Source organism: Salinigranum marinum, from assembly GCF_024228675.1.
GTDB lineage: Archaea > Halobacteriota > Halobacteria > Halobacteriales > Haloferacaceae > Salinigranum > Salinigranum marinum.
Genome location: NZ_CP100462.1, coordinates 148,191 through 162,314 on the forward strand (window position 1 = coordinate 148,191; position 14,124 = coordinate 162,314).

General features: G+C 69.8%; 11 protein-coding genes. 7 read left to right on the plus strand and 4 right to left on the minus strand.

Annotated elements, in window-relative coordinates; all coding sequences use genetic code 11:
- Window positions 1-261 precede the first annotated feature (261 nt).
- Both NKJ07_RS20810 and NKJ07_RS20815 read left to right on the plus strand, forming a co-directional pair.
- Entirely contained in the window at window positions 262-1,221 is a 960-nt protein-coding gene (locus NKJ07_RS20810) for a glycosyltransferase family 2 protein (protein ID WP_318570833.1), read from the plus strand.
- Entirely contained in the window at window positions 1,218-2,456 is a 1,239-nt protein-coding gene (locus NKJ07_RS20815) for a glycosyltransferase (protein WP_318570834.1), read from the plus strand. Before NKJ07_RS20810 ends, NKJ07_RS20815 begins: the two co-directional genes overlap by 4 nt.
- Window positions 2,457-2,464: 8 nt before the next feature.
- Here NKJ07_RS20815 and NKJ07_RS20820 read toward each other — a convergent pair whose 3' ends face one another.
- On the minus strand, window positions 2,465-3,400 hold the full coding sequence (locus NKJ07_RS20820; protein WP_318570835.1) for an NAD-dependent epimerase/dehydratase family protein: 936 nt from the start codon (window positions 3,398-3,400) through the stop codon (window positions 2,465-2,467).
- Window positions 3,401-3,486: 86 nt separating this feature from the next.
- Window positions 3,487-4,743 (minus strand): hypothetical protein, encoded by a 1,257-nt coding sequence (locus tag NKJ07_RS20825; RefSeq protein WP_318570836.1) that lies wholly within the window; start codon window positions 4,741-4,743, stop codon window positions 3,487-3,489.
- A 250-nt stretch (window positions 4,744-4,993) separates the two neighbouring features.
- Here NKJ07_RS20825 and NKJ07_RS20830 point away from each other — a divergent pair, with 250 nt between their 5' ends.
- Window positions 4,994-6,220 (plus strand): geranylgeranylglyceryl/heptaprenylglyceryl phosphate synthase, encoded by a 1,227-nt coding sequence (locus NKJ07_RS20830; protein WP_318570837.1) that lies wholly within the window; start codon window positions 4,994-4,996, stop codon window positions 6,218-6,220.
- A gap of 432 nt (window positions 6,221-6,652) precedes the next feature.
- Window positions 6,653-8,167 carry a hybrid sensor histidine kinase/response regulator gene (locus NKJ07_RS20835; protein ID WP_318570838.1) on the plus strand — a complete coding sequence of 505 codons (1,515 nt, stop codon included), beginning with the start codon at window positions 6,653-6,655 and terminating at the stop codon, window positions 8,165-8,167.
- Between the two features lie 413 nt (window positions 8,168-8,580).
- On the opposite strand, the gene NKJ07_RS20840 is transcribed toward NKJ07_RS20835, so the two are convergent.
- Together NKJ07_RS20840 and rdfA are read right to left on the minus strand one after the other, a co-directional pair.
- Window positions 8,581-10,527, minus strand: a complete 1,947-nt coding sequence (locus NKJ07_RS20840; protein ID WP_318570839.1) for an archaea-specific SMC-related protein — start codon at window positions 10,525-10,527, stop codon at window positions 8,581-8,583.
- Between the two features lie 104 nt (window positions 10,528-10,631).
- The gene (gene rdfA, locus NKJ07_RS20845; protein WP_318570840.1) at window positions 10,632-11,255 is read right to left on the minus strand and encodes a rod-determining factor RdfA; all 624 of its coding nucleotides are present in this window, start codon (window positions 11,253-11,255) and stop codon (window positions 10,632-10,634) included.
- Between the two features lie 113 nt (window positions 11,256-11,368).
- On the opposite strand from rdfA, the gene NKJ07_RS20850 reads away from it, so the two are divergent.
- The 3 genes from NKJ07_RS20850 to NKJ07_RS20860 all read left to right on the plus strand — a co-directional run bounded on the left by NKJ07_RS20850 (window position 11,369) and on the right by NKJ07_RS20860 (window position 13,924).
- Window positions 11,369-11,782, plus strand: a complete 414-nt coding sequence (locus NKJ07_RS20850) for a helix-turn-helix domain-containing protein (RefSeq protein WP_318570841.1) — start codon at window positions 11,369-11,371, stop codon at window positions 11,780-11,782.
- A gap of 96 nt (window positions 11,783-11,878) precedes the next feature.
- On the plus strand, window positions 11,879-12,511 hold the full coding sequence (locus tag NKJ07_RS20855; protein WP_318570842.1) for a chromosome partitioning protein: 633 nt from the start codon (window positions 11,879-11,881) through the stop codon (window positions 12,509-12,511).
- Between the two features lie 48 nt (window positions 12,512-12,559).
- The gene (locus NKJ07_RS20860) at window positions 12,560-13,924 is read left to right on the plus strand and encodes a nicotinate phosphoribosyltransferase (RefSeq protein WP_318570843.1); all 1,365 of its coding nucleotides are present in this window, start codon (window positions 12,560-12,562) and stop codon (window positions 13,922-13,924) included.
- The last annotated feature ends 200 nt before the right edge of the window (window positions 13,925-14,124 follow it).

A 14,124-nucleotide genomic window follows, 5' to 3' on the forward strand; every position in this document is an offset into this window, starting at 1 on the left:
ACGGCCCGCGTCACCGCCGGCGCGGAACCCACACGCGCCGACACGAGCGAACGGCTGGTTCTCCCGACGGTTAGGACGTCAGTACCGGTGGGGATCCGGCCGATCGGCCGACGGAGCGGACGGCCGCGACGACCGGTATACGGTTCGTAACTAACCGACCTGAGCGCCCTCTGAGGGTATGAACGGAGACGACCTCGGGCGGTTCGCTGGGTGGTGGCGAGCGACCGACATCCGATCGCTCGCTGGCCGGGGAGGGCGGGAGTGAACGCGGGCGCGAGGTCACCGCTCGTAAGCGTGGTCGTGCCGGCGTACGACCGACCCGAGGGGCTCCGGCGCGCGGTAGAGAGCGTCGCCGGACAGACGTACCGAAACGTCGAACTGATCGTCGTCGACGACTGCTCGCCGACGCCGCTGAAACCGGTCGTCGACTCGCTCGATCCGGGACGGTTCGCCGCCGTCTGCTACCTCCGGAACGAGGAGAACCGCGGGGGGAGCGCGACGCGCAACCGCGGGATCCGCGCCGCGACCGGCGACTACCTCGCCTTCCTCGACGACGACGACGAGTGGAAGCCGACGAAGCTCGCCCGACAGGTCGAGACGTTCGCCGCGAGTGACGACTACGTCGGCCTCGTCTACGTCGGCACCGACCTCGTCCGCGAGGGCCGGGTCGTCAACACGGTCGTCCACTCGCTCCGCGGCTGGGTGACCGAGGAGCTGCTCTCGGGGGCGTCCATCTCGGAGTACTCCGGCGTGATGGTCCGCGCCGAGGCCGTCGACACCGTCGGCTACCCCGACGAACGCTACCCGAGCTGGCAGGACCGGGAGTGGTTCGTCCGGCTGTCGGTCGAGTACGCGTTCGAGGCGTGCGAGGAACCGCTCGTCGTCCGCCACCTTGACGGCGACGACCGCGTGACGCGGAATTACGTCCGCAAGCGCGACGTGACCTACCCGCTGTTCGTCGAGACGTTCCGGCCGCTCGCCGCGCGGTACGGCCCCGCGACCGAGCGGCGGTTCGAGGCGGCGATGGCCGGGAAGATGGGTCGCACGGCCGTCCAGCACGGCCACTACGCCGACGCGCGACGCTTTCTCGTCCGGTCGCTCCGGCTCGATCCGACCGATCTCGATGGCTACCTGTTCCTCGCCACGGCGCTCGGCGGCCGGTACACGTACGAACCGGCCAGGCGAGGACGGCAGTTCCTCCACCGGGTGGTGCGGTCGTGAGCGTCGACGAGGCCGGTCCCGGCGTGTTCGGTACGGCGGGCGCTCCACCGAACTACCGCACCCGTGCATTGGCGACGGCCGAGCGGTCGGGGGCACTGCCGCGGCTCGCCTTCTTCATCCCGACGATGAACCTCGGCGGGGCCCAGCAGGTGACAGTCACCATCGCGAACGGGCTGGCGGCGCGCGGCTACGCGGTCGATCTCGTCCTCGCCCGGGCCGTCGGGCCGTTGCTGGACCGCGTCGACGACGCGGTCGGGGTCGTCGACCTGGAGACCCCCCCGATTTCGGGGGTCGGCGTGCTCGCCGCGGTGCCGGCGCTCCGGCGGTACCTCCGGCGGCAGCGCCCGGACGTGCTGTTCGCGGCCATGATGAACGCCAACGTCGTCGGCGTGCTCACCCACGCCCTCGCCGGCGTGGAGACGCGGCTCGTCCTCACGGAGCACAACACGTTCGGCGTCCGCCCCGGGCTCCGCGACCGAGTCACGGCGGGGCTGGCGACCGTCCTCTACCCCCGGGCCGACCGCGTCGTCGGCGTGTCGCGCGGCGTCGCCGACAGCGTCGTCGCTGGGACGAACGTCGACGCCGAGCGGGTGTCGGTGTTGTACAACCCGATCGACGTCAAGGCGATCCGCGCGGCGGCGGCCGAGCCGCTCGCCGGCGCGGCCGCCGAAGCGATGGCCGGCGACATCGTGTTCACCGTCGGTCGGCTGGCGGCCGCGAAGGACCACGCGACCCTCCTGCGGGCGTTCCAACGCGTCCACGAACGACGGCCGGAGATCCGGCTCGTCGTCGCCGGGGTGGGGCCGAAGCGGGCGGAGCTGGAGTCGCTCGCCGACGATCTCGGCCTCGCCAACGCCGTCACCTTCGTCGGCTTCGTCGACAACGCGTACGCGTACATGGCCGCCGCGTCCGTGTTCGTCCTCTCCTCGAAACACGAGGGGCTCCCGACCGTGCTCTTGGAGGCGCTGGCGTGTGAGACGCCGATCGTCTCGACCGACTGCCCGTCGGGCCCGCGCGAGATCCTCGCCGACGGCCGGTACGGCCGACTCGTCCCCGTCGGCGACGACGTCGCGCTGGCCGAGGCCATCGTGGAACGCCTGGACGTGCCGACCCCGGCGGCGGCGCTCGGGACCCGCGCGGCGGACTTCTCGCTCGACGCGGTGCTCTCGGAGTACGAGTCGTTCATCGCCCGGGTGACGGAGGCCGGAGCGGTCACTCGAGACGGCCGGTCGTAGCGGGCGGCTCAGTCGCCGTCGCCCTCACCGTCGCCGTGGCGCACGAGGTCGCGGAGGCCGTCGGCCAGCGACACGGTCGGCTCGTATCCGAGGTTCGCTCGTACCTTCGTCAGATCGGCCGTGCTGTGGTCGATGTCCCCCGGTCGGGGGTCGGTGTGGACGATCTCGGAGTCGGAGCCGACCGCCGTCCGGATCTCTTCGGCCAGCGAGCGGATGGTGATCGCCTCGCCGCGGCCGACGTTGTACGCCTCGCCGACTGCGTCGGTCGTCGCCGCGCGGAGGTTCGCCTGCACGATGTCGTCGACGTGGACGAAGTCGCGTGTCTGGGTGCCGTCGCCGTTCACCGTGATCGCCTCGCCCCGGGCGGCCTGGTCGAGGAAGACGCTGATGACGCCCGCGTACGGGCCGCCGGCGCTCCGGGGGCCGTAGGCGTTGAAGTATCTGAGCGCGACCGTCTCCAGTCCGTAGAGGTCGTGGTACTGAGCGGCGTACCGGTCCAGTGCGAGCTTCTGGAGGCCGTACGGGGAGGTGGGCTGGAGCGGGTCGAATTCGCTGATCGGGACGCGCTCGGGGTGGCCGTAGACGGCGGCGCTGGAGGCCAACACCACGCGGGCGTCCGCTCGACGGGCCGCTTCGAGCACCGCTAGCCCCGCAGTCGCGTTGATCTCGTGTGTCCGGACCGGCTCCTTGACCGACTCGGTGACGCTGACGATCGCGGCCTCGTGGAAGACGACGTCCACGTCCGCCATCGCCGTCTCGAGGGCGTCGGCGTCCCGGACGTCGCCGTCGACCACGTCGACGTCGTCCGGGAGGTTGTCGCGCGTGCCCGACGAGAAGTCGTCGAGGACGCGAACGTCGTTCGCCCCGACGAGCGCGTCGACGAGGTGGCTTCCGATGAACCCGCCACCCCCGGTGACGAGACAGCGTGACCCTGTCGGTTGCATACGTGGCCACTCACGGCGACGGGTCAAATAAGTGGAGATGACGGAGAAACGAACGCGACGGGGGCCGAGCGCTCGGCCGGCGACCCTCAGTCGGCCCCGGGAAGCCCCGAGACGTCGCCGGAGCGGAGGATGTACTCGACCGCGATGCCCGTCAGCGTCGAGTCGGCGGCGTCGGCGTACGCCCGCGCGCGGTCGAAGTACGTCTCGGCGACGTCGACGACCGTCTCGAACGCCGCGCGGTCGGTGTCGGCGAGTGCGTACTCGGCCGTGACGGGTGTGAGCTGTCGCTCCGCGACGTCCTCGGCGTAGTCGTCGACGTCGTCGAGCCACACCTGTGCGCCGATGATGGCGAAGACGATGCTCCGCTCGAACGCCGGTTCGATCTCGAAGCCGGCCGCGCGGTACATCTCTAACATGCCGTGGTAGATGACCCCCACCCGGTCGTACTGGGTGGTGAGATACGGCAGGTCGAGCTCTCCATCCGTGAACGGGTGGCCGTCGTCGGTCATCGGGCGGTGTCTGTACTCGGCGTCGATGGCCGCACGGGCCGACGCCGGGTCGAGAGCGGCCGCGTCGCCGTCGCCCCCGTCCCCGTCGACGGCCGCCGTCAGCAGGTCGCGGAACCGCTCGTCTTGCTCCTGGTGGGCTTCGCTCACCGCGACCGCGTGGTCGTACGCCGCGCGGACGTCGTCGGGGTAGTCGGCGAAGCCGGCGTCGACCCGCTCCTGCAGGCACGACTGTGCCACCGTGGCGACGCGACGGGGGTCGGCGTCGGGCACGGCCGGTTCGAAGTCGACGACGAAGTCACCGAACTCGTCGTCGTTGATCGCGTCGCGCATGTCGCCGTCGAGGAGCGCATAGAGCACGAACGCGGTCATCTCGCGCGCCTCACGCGCCGCGGCGGCCGCCCCGCGGTCGGCGCGCGGACGGTGTGTGACGCTGGCACGGCGGCCGCCCGGACCGGGGACACGACCCAGAACGGCCCCCACGAGCCCGTTCTGGGTCGTGTCCGCGACCGGGTCGTTGCCGCCCGCGGCACGGGACTGTGCCCGACGGAAGAGGTAGCCGAGCGTGAGTTCGGCCGGCAGCGTCAGCTTCGTCTCGTACTCGAAGGTCACGCTGTCGGCGTCGAACGCCCGGGCGAGTGCGGTCTCGACGTCCCCGTACAGCTCCGCGAGCACCTCCTCGATCTCGTCGTCGACGCGGGATTTGAGCGCGAGCGCCCGGTAGTCGAACGTCCCCGTCTCGGCGTAGTAGCCGAGGACCGCCCGCTGGGCGGTCGGGACACGGTCGCGGTCGGCCGCCCAGCGAGCGATCCGGGGGCCGACATCGAGGTCGCTCATCGCCCACGCCTCCGTCGGGTGTGGCGGGCTCGGGGGGGTCTCATACCCGCGGTTCCCGCCGGGACCGGCTTGAAAGTTGTTATACACGGTAACGCGCGACGGACGAGGGACGACGAAGATAGTTACCCCACAGACTAAAATAGTCGCCTGTGGGGTAACGGTTCTCAGATCGAGCCGCTCACCGAACACCGTGCGCGTTTTGAGGGCTCCGGCCGACCGGAGCGTATGAACGCGCACGAGGGAAAGCGGGATGCACACGGGTGAGCGCCTGGGGCGGCTCGTGGCGGCCGGCCGGGTCGTCGCGAGCGCCCTCCCGGTCGACACCAACCCCGTCCCGTCGTGGACACACCTCACGAAGGTCGACCCGGAGGACGACAAGCGGCTCCCCCTGTTGTACCCCCGATATCTCCGGTGGACGGACGCGGTCGCGGTCGGCGGGTCGACGGCGGTCACACCGACGAACACCGAGGCGACGTTCGCGCTGCTGTCGGCCGTCGACCGGCCGGTGTTTCACGAACCGAGCGACCCGACACACGTGACGGACCGCACGATGGACGCGGCGGCGTTCATCGCCATCCCCCAGGTGCTCAACGGGAGCACGGACGCGATCGTCGGCGACCTCGGGGCGGGCATCGAGCGCGTCCGCGAGCGGCTGGCACCCGCGATGGTCGAAGAGCGCGTCCCGTGGTGGACGCCGGGCGTCGTCCGCGACGCCCTCGCCGACGCCGCCACGACGTGGTTGCTGGCGACCGCCGCGTTCGAGGCGTACGTCGTCCAGAACCCCGACAGCGCCGCCGCACGCGAGGCGGGCGTCACTGCCGAGGACGTGCTCGGGCCCGCGGAGGCGGCGCGGCGGGCGATGGTCGCCGACCGCTATCTGCGCGCACCCGTCGTCTACATCGAGTACTCCGGCACGTTCGGCGGGATGGATGCCGAACGGGTGGTCGAGGCCGTCGACGGGGCCGTGTCGCGGTCGCGGGTGTGGTACGGCGGCGGACTGGCCTCGCGGGACGACGCGCGGGCGATGCTCGAGGCGGGCGCGGATGCGGTCGTCGTCGGCGACGCGTTCCACGAGATCGCCAGCGAGGAGCGGGCGATCTTCGACCGCGCCCGCGACGCGCTTCCCGACGATGCCTCGCGGGCAACGGTCGCCGACTGGCTTTCGGACGCCGCGGCGGGCGACACCGCCGCCGCGGCGTACCTCTCGACCGTGCCGGGTGTGGCTGACCCGACGGCGACGGCTGGGCGGCTACTCGTCGACACGGTGACCGTCTGGCTCCGTCTCCGAGCGGTCGCCGCCGGGACGGCGTCCGACGCGGCGCTCGACCGTGCCGTCTCGGCTGCCGGCGTCCGCGGAGCAGGTCCCGCCGAAGCCGACGAGGCCGCCCGCAGGTGGTCGCGAGCGGCTCTCGGCGCGGTCGGTGGGTCCGCGACCGAGCCGCTCGCGACACAGCTTAGCCCCGCCGGCGACCGGTGAACGTGGTGTCAAGCACCGCCAGACGAACCGGTATCGTGAGCATAACCAAGAGCCTCCCCACCCTGGTACGGACGGAACGAACACCATGACGAACACCCCAACCTGCAGCCACTGTGGCTGCCCGCTGACCCGCGAACACACCGGGATGCTGTCGATGTCGATCTCGTCGCTCTGTGCCGACTGCGACCGGAGCGCCTGAGGAGGCCGACCGGTCGGGACGCGGAGCCGACGGCCGCGACGCAGAGCCGACGGCCGCGACGCAGCCGTGAAGGCCGATCGTCCGCACAGAGTCGTTGCACGCCCGTACGTGGCCGATAAATGTCCGATTAAACCCGGTCTCGCCGGACCAGAACCCGCCGTGAGCGTCGCTTCGGCCTGCGGATCGGGGTACCTACTATATACACGTCTGGGCCGTAGTCGGCTCACCAGTCGATGACCACCGAGTCGGATCCCGCGTTTTGTGCCCTCCACGTCGACGACGACGAGGACATCCGCGGACTCGTCGCGACGTTTCTCCCCCGCGAACAGCCGGAACTGGAGGTGCTCTCCGTCTCGACGGCGGCGGCGGCGCTCGACCGTCTCGACGCCGCTGACTGCGTGGTCTCGGGCTATCACCTGCCCGATATGGACGGGCTCGCGCTTCTCAGACGCATCCGCGCGGTCTACCCGGGACTGCCGTTCGTGCTGTACACGGCCGCCGGGAGCGAGGAGATCGCCGCGGAGGCCATCTCCGCGGGCGTGACGGACTACCTGCAGAAGTCGACGGGGCGCGAACAGTACGCGCTGTTGGCCAACCGCGTCCAGAACCTCGCAACCCAGTACCGGACCGCCCGGGCGATGGACGACCAACAGGAGCGGTTTCGCCGCCTCGTCGAACACTCCTCGGACGTCGTCTCCATCGTCGACAGCGCGGGCGTCTTTCAGTACCTCTCGCCCGCCGCCCGCCACGTCTTCGGCTACGACCCGGACGACCTCGTCGGCGACGTGGGCTTCGACTACGTCCATCCCGACGACCTCGACCACACGGTCGAGACGTTCCTCGAAGCCGTCGCCGATCCGGCGTACCGACCGGTGATTACCTTTCGGTTCGCCCACCCGGAGAAGGGCTGGGTCGTCCTCGAGAACACCGGGCGCAACCTCATCGACGACCCCGTCGTCGAGGGGTTCGTCATCAACTCCCACGACGTCACCGACCGCGTCGAGCGCGCGACGGAACTCGAGCGACAGCGCGACCGCTTCGCGGAGTTCGCGAACGTCGTCTCCCACGACCTCCGTAACCCGCTGTCGGTCGCGGGTGCGAACCTCTCGCTCCTCGAACGGACCGAGGACCTCTCGCGCGTCGCCGAGGTCCGACTCGCCCTCGAACGGATGGAGGCCATCATCGACGACCTGCTGACGCTCGCACGCGAGGGCGACGGCCTCACCGAACTGTCGCCGGTCTCGCTCGCGGAGGTCGTCGACGCGGCCTGGCGGTCGGTCGACACCGAGGCCGCCCGGCTCACCGTCGACACCGCGGCGGTCGTCATCGCGGATCCTGGACGCCTCCAGCAACTCCTCGAGAACCTCTTCTCGAACGCCGTCTCCCACGCCGGGCCGGCGGTCCACGTCACCGTCGTCGACAGCCGAGCTGACGCCGACGCGAGCGAGGATCCCGTGCCGGCCACCGGAGCGACGGCCGCGACCCGTGGCTTCGCCGTCACCGACGACGGGCCCGGCATCCCTCCGGAGGACCACGAGCGGATCTTCGAGTACGGCGTCTCCTCGAGCACCGAGTGCACCGGGTTCGGGCTCGCGATCGTCCGCCGGGTCGCCGAGGCGCACGGCTGGTCCGTCGCGGTGTGTGAGAGCGCGGCCGGCGGGGCCCGGTTCGAGTTCCAGGGCGTCCGCGTCCTCGACGACCATCCCCCGAACCCCGACGACGGTGGTGACGACACGGCGGGTGACTGAGCGTTCCCGCCGCCCTCCGATGCCGAACCGCGAATCAGAACTGTCTGCTCAATGGCCGGATGATCGACCGAGGGGGCGGCAAAGTATCCCAGAACCGGGTCGTCCCGCGCCGGGCGGCCACAAGCGCCGGTTCGAGTCGATCCCACCGACGAACGGTCCGATTCCGTACAGTACAGCTCCCGAAGCGGCCGCCGGTTGAGCAGAGCGTACCCGTCAGGACGGCTGGAAGTGGCGGAAAGTTCACCCGCAGCCGTCGGGGTCCGGGAAACGAAAGATCCGAGCAAGTAGTTCCGAGATCCGGGTACCGATCGTACCGCTGACGTGACTGTCCGTGGGGTGTGAGCGGTGAGTGTCCGCTGGATGTGAGCGTTACACGAATAACGGTGTAACGGAGACCGGAGATCGAACCGGACTCAGATGTCGGTGACGCGCCGGTAGTCGTCGTCGAGCGCCTGTGCGTCCTCGGGGAGGAGCGCGACGACGAGGTTGTCCGCGAACGACGCGAAGTAGTCGACGAGGGTCGCGATGCGGCTCGAGTCGATCGCCTCCAGGGAGTCGACGAGCAGGAAGGGACACGTCTCGTACACCTCGTGAACGAGGTAGCCCGCCAGCGCGAACACCAGCCCCGTGACCTCCCGCTCGCTCTCGGAGAGGTGGTCGACCGTGTCCTCGTACGCCGTCCCCTCGGCGGTCGAGCGGACGATGTGCAGGTCGAACGCCGTCCGGGTTACCCGCCGCCGTCCCTCGCGGACCTTTGTTTCGGTGCGTTCGATCCAGATACGGTCGATGTTCTCGTACTCCAGGAGCGAGAGCACCTCGTCCATGTGCTCGTTGAACTCCTCGACCGCCTCGCGCTCGGTCCGGTCGATGCGCGTCCGGAGATCGGCGAGCTCCTCGGTGATCGCTTCGCGCTCGTCTTCGAGGTCGGCGCGCTCGTCGAGGCGGCGCTCGATCTCCTCGATCTCGGTCTCGACGTCGCGTTTCTCGTCGCGGAGGCGGTCGAGCTCGAACTCGCGGCGGTTGACGTCCTTGTGGTGGTCGAGCACCTCGCTGTACGTCTCGTCCTCCAGCGACTCGACCTCCGTTTCGAGGTCCGTGACCCGCTCTTGGAGTTCGGTGCGGCGTTCCTGGAGGCGTTCGATCTTGGCCTCCCGGCGTTCGATCTCGTCTTCGACACCGGTGAGCCGGCGTTCGAGCTGTTCGTGTTCCCGGGCGGCGCTTTCGATCTCGTCGCGGTGGGACTGCTGCTCGGAGATCTCCCCCTTGAGCGAGCGCCGCTCGGACATCTTCTCCTGGCGGAGGTCCCGCAGGCGGTCGAGCGTGGCCTCGATCTGGTCGCTGTCGACGTCCGTCCCGCAAGTCCAACAGACGACCGTACTGTCGGCGAGTAAGCCGTCGGTAACCGTTCCCTCGTCGTCGCGGAGGGCCCGGGCGATCTCCTCGTTCGTCCCCTCGAGCATCTCCTCGTTGAACTGGATGACGCTCTGGAGCTGTTTGATCGTCGAATCCAGCCCCTGACGGCGCTCGCGGAGGCGGTCGAGTTCGGCCTCGATCTCGGTGACGTCGGCCCGGTCGGCCTCGTCGGTCGCGTCGAGTTCCGACGCGAGGTCGTCGCGGTCCGCCCGCAGGGAGTCGAGGCTCTCGCGCTCGGTCTCGATGTCGTACCGGACGGATTCGAGTTCGTCGCGCGCGTCGCCGAGCGCGTCGAGCTTCTGGTCGAGCGTGTTCTTCTCCTCGCGTGAGCGCTGAACGCTCGCGTCGGCCGTCTCCAGTTCCTCGCGGGCGGCGTCGAGTTCCGCCTCGGTCTCCTCGATCCGTCCCTCGAGCTTCCCCCGGCGCTCTTCGAGACCGGGGAGCCGGTCGGAGAGCTGTTCGAGCCGGTCGAGTTCCTCGTCGAGGTCGCGTTTTTCGGCCTCGAGACGCTCGATCTGGCTGTTGATCGCCGCGGTGTCGACCGGGCGCATGATCAGCTCGCGGAGGTCATCGCCGCGGGCGACCGCCCGCCGGGCCTCGTTCGATTCGAGGAGGAACGCGAACAGGTCTGCGAGTTCGGGGTCGGCGAGATAGGGGTCACCGCCGGTGCGGGTCGTCGTGCCGGTGCGTTCGAGCGTCCGGGTGTAGTGCTCGGGGCCGATCGACAGGTCGACCTGCCCGGAGTCGGCGTCGCCCTTCAGCGAGACGTGTTCGCTTCCGAGCGCGGCCATCAGCGCCTGCAGAAACGATGTTCGGTTCGTCGCGTTTCTTCCCGCCAGGACCGTAACGCCCGGGTGGAGCGTCACGTCGGATTCCGAAATTCCACCGACGTTCTCGACGTGAACGTCGATGGCGAGGTTCGTGTCCGGCGTCTGTGCGGAAGTCATTGCGTGAACATAAACCGCGCTGTACATAAGCATTCATGACTCCGTCAGACACGTGTCGGCGTGTCGACCCCTCGTGACGCGTCCGGACGGGCGACGTCCGACGGTTACTCCTCGCCGGTCTCGCAGTCACAGCCACCGCGTTCGATGAGTTCGACCGCCTCGTACTGCGAGCCGCAGTCGCCGCAGTACACCTGGACGTCGGTCAACACGTCGAAGTCGCCGATCGTGATGTCGCCGGCGTTCGCCAGCCGGGTGATGCCGCTCTCCGTGACGACCGAAACCCGTCCCTGGAGCCGGCGGATCGTGCGTGCTTCCTTTTCGATCCGCGACTCCTCTTCGGCTTCGAGTTCCGCGCCACGGTGCTCCCGGAGGTACGTGTGGATCGCCTGGTGGGAGACGAAGTCCGACTCGACAGCGTCGAGGTCGACGCCGTCGCGCTCCAGCTGGCGGCGGACCTCGGTCCGCATCCCGGGGCTGACGTCGTCGCCGCGGAGCAGCCGGTACGTGTTCTCCACCTCGCCGTCGAGCGGGCTCGCGCCCACCTCGTCGAGCGCCCTGCGGAGAACCGCGCGGTTGAACCGGTCGGCGAGGCTCCGGAGACTCTCGCGTTCCCCCTCCGCACCCGTCCACCGTCGCTCCAGTTCGTCGCCGAGCCCCTCAAGGCCGTACGCCTCGATGACACGTTCGACCTTTCCGCGCGGACCCGGCGTGGACCCGGTATCGCTCATACCTTCGCTTCAACCGCCCGACCCCCTTGGGTGTATCGACTCGTGCGGTCGACTGTCGAAGGGTTGTAGACATATCTCCTTAGATTTAAGGGGATCGTTCTCCCCATACCCGTATGGGCAAGTTCGACGGCATCGACCCCGCGACCCTTCGCGACGCGCTCGCCGAGGCGACGGACGCGAAGGCGACGAAACGACTCATGGTGGCGCTCGACTACATCGACGGCACCTCGGTCGACGATCTGAGCGAACGGTACGGCATCCCACGGTCGACCGTCTACTACTGGCTCTCGCGCTTCGAGGAGCGTCCGGTCGAGGAGGCGATCACCGACGAGGACCGACCGGGTCGACCGACGAAACTCGACCGGTCGGTGATCAGGGAGGTCATCGACGAGGGGCCGGCGTCGTACGGTGTCGACAGCGACGACGAGTGGTCGCCGGCCGCCCTCAGGGACGTCCTCGACCGCGAGTTCGACGTCTCGTACTCCGAGGGACACGTCCGCCGACTCCTCGCCGAACTCTCGGAGTGACCCGCGAGAGGTACAAACAGAACTGTTCGTCTCCCGCGCGGGCCGCCCGTCGGTGCCAGTCAGTCGGTTCATTACCCCCGGTCGCCTGCAGCCCGTATGCGAGTTATCGGTCGGACGATCAACCTCGGGATGGTGGTGCTCGTCGTGGTGCTCGCCACGGGCACGGCGGGCACGACGATGGTGTTCCTGCAGTCGGTCGAACAGCTCGACCAGCAGAACAGCCAGCTCCGCGAACGGAACCAGGCGCTCCGGACCGACCTCCGGGAGACGGAGACGGAGTTGGTGTCGACGCGCACCGAACTCGACGAGCTGAACCGCAACCTCGAGACGACGCGGGGCGACGTGAGCCAGGTGTCGGAGAACCTCGAACGGTCCGAGAGCCGCCTCGACACGGCGCGGGCCGAACTCGCGTCGGCGGAGTCGGAGCTGTCGGGCGCGCGAGAGAACCTCCAGCGCACGCGGTCGCAGCTGAGTGGGGCGGAGGGCGACCTCCGTGAGCTCCGCCAGCGCGAACGGTCGCTCCGGTCGGAGCTCGCGGGCGTCGAGACCGACAACCGCGACCTCCGGTCGGAGAAGGCCGCGCTCCAGCGAGAACTCGCCACCGTCAGGGACGACGCCGGCCGGCTCCAGACCCGCGTCGACGCGCTCGAATCACGGGTCGGCCGGCTGGAGGGCGACCTCCGGACCGCCTGTGCCGCCGTCGAGGGGCCGAAACCCGCCGTCTGCTGACCCCCTGCGGCGAAAGCGGTTTTTGTTCCGGACCCCCACTTCAATAGGATGACACCTCCCGCGTTCGGCTCCCTGACGCCCGAGACGCTCGCGCTGTTCACCGACCGGTACGAACTCACCATGATGCAGGGGTACGTCCGCCAGGAGCACAATCCGGAGGCGACGTTCAGCCTCTTCTTCCGGTCGCTCCCGACCGACCGTGGCTACGTCGTCGCCGCGGGGCTCGAACAGGCGCTCGCGGCCGTGACGGAGCTGTCGTTCGGTGACCGCGCGCTCGCGCATCTGGACGACGCGGGCTTCGACGCGGCGTTCCTCGCGTACCTCGACTCGTTCGCGTTCTCGGGCGAGGTGCGTGCGGTGCCCGAGGGAACGGTCGTCTTCCCGAACGAGCCGCTCGTCGAGGTGACCGCTCCGCTCGCCGAGGCACAGCTGTTCGAGACGATCCTGCTCAACCAGCTCGGCTTTCAGAGCCTCGTCGCGACGAAGGCCGCGCGGATGCGCGACGTCGTCGAGCGACACGGCGACGCGGCGACGCTGGTGGACTTCGGCTCGCGTCGCGCGCACGGGGTCGACGCCGGGCTCAAGGCCGCCCGAGCGGCGTCCGTCGGCGGGTTCGACGGGACCTCGAACGTCGCGGCGGGCGAGGCGTTCGGGGTGCCCACGTACGGGACCATGGCGCACTCGTGGGTACAGAGCTTCGCGACCGAGCGCGACGCGTTCACCGCCTTCGTCGACGAGTACGGCGACGACAGCGTCCTCCTCATCGACACGTACGACACCGTCGCCGGGGCGGAGCTCGCGCGAGAGGTGGCGGCCGAGGCGGGCGTCGACCTCCAGGGAGTCCGGCTGGACTCGGGGGACCTCGTGGCGCTGTCGAAGCGGGTCGCCGAGGTGCTCCCGGACGTCGACCTGTTCATCTCCTCCGGCATGGACGAGTACGCGATCCAGGAGTTCCTCGAACACGGCGGCGTCGGCGACGGCTTCGGCCCGGGAACCGCGCTCACCACGAGCAAGGACGCCCCCGCGCTCGACGTCGTGTACAAGCTCGTCGCCGTCGAACGAGACGGGGAGTTGCGACCGAGCATGAAGCTCTCGTCGGGGAAGGCAACGTACCCCGGCCCCAAGCGCGTCGGGCGCGTCGAGCGCGACGGCGAGTTCGTCCGCGACGTGCTCGGCCGCCGCGACGACGACGGCGCGGGCCGTGACCTGCTCGTCACTGTGGTCGACGACGGCGAGCTCGTCTACGACTGTCCGCCGCTCGACGAGATCCGTGAGACGACGCGCCGAAACGTCGCGGCGCTTCCGGCGGCGGTTCGTACCCTCCGCGATCCGGCGACGTACGAGGTGGCCGTCAGCGACGGGCTCGCAGCCGAAACCGAGGCGCTCCGGCGACGGCTGGAGTCGGGTTCGTGAGCCACCGCTGGCTCCGAGCCGACACGGGCGACCGCGAGCGCGAGCGCGCCGCGGCCGGTCGTCGCCGCCCCCGTGAGCGGGGGCCACTGGATAACTGTACTGAGTGAACGCTCGGAGCGGGCGGACGGTGGTGTGGGGGGATCCGGGGAGAGAAGGCCGAACAGAGGTGTGGGGATCCGAGTGGTGCAGAAAGCGTGCGT

Excerpts from the sequence above, each read along its gene's own strand:
- NKJ07_RS20850 (WP_318570841.1), top strand. The coding sequence starts at position 11,369 with ATGGGCAAGTTCGACGGCATCGACCCCGCGACCCTTCGCGACGCGCTC.
- NKJ07_RS20830 (WP_318570837.1), top strand. The coding sequence starts at position 4,994 with ATGCACACGGGTGAGCGCCTGGGGCGGCTCGTGGCGGCCGGCCGGGTC.
- NKJ07_RS20825 (WP_318570836.1), bottom strand. The coding sequence starts at position 4,743 with ATGAGCGACCTCGATGTCGGCCCCCGGATCGCTCGCTGGGCGGCCGAC.
- NKJ07_RS20820 (WP_318570835.1), bottom strand. The coding sequence starts at position 3,400 with ATGCAACCGACAGGGTCACGCTGTCTCGTCACCGGGGGTGGCGGGTTC.
- NKJ07_RS20860 (WP_318570843.1), top strand. The coding sequence starts at position 12,560 with ATGACACCTCCCGCGTTCGGCTCCCTGACGCCCGAGACGCTCGCGCTG.
- NKJ07_RS20835 (WP_318570838.1), top strand. The coding sequence starts at position 6,653 with ATGACCACCGAGTCGGATCCCGCGTTTTGTGCCCTCCACGTCGACGAC.
- NKJ07_RS20855 (WP_318570842.1), top strand. The coding sequence starts at position 11,879 with ATGCGAGTTATCGGTCGGACGATCAACCTCGGGATGGTGGTGCTCGTC.
- NKJ07_RS20840 (WP_318570839.1), bottom strand. The coding sequence starts at position 10,527 with ATGACTTCCGCACAGACGCCGGACACGAACCTCGCCATCGACGTTCAC.
- rdfA (WP_318570840.1), bottom strand. The coding sequence starts at position 11,255 with ATGAGCGATACCGGGTCCACGCCGGGTCCGCGCGGAAAGGTCGAACGT.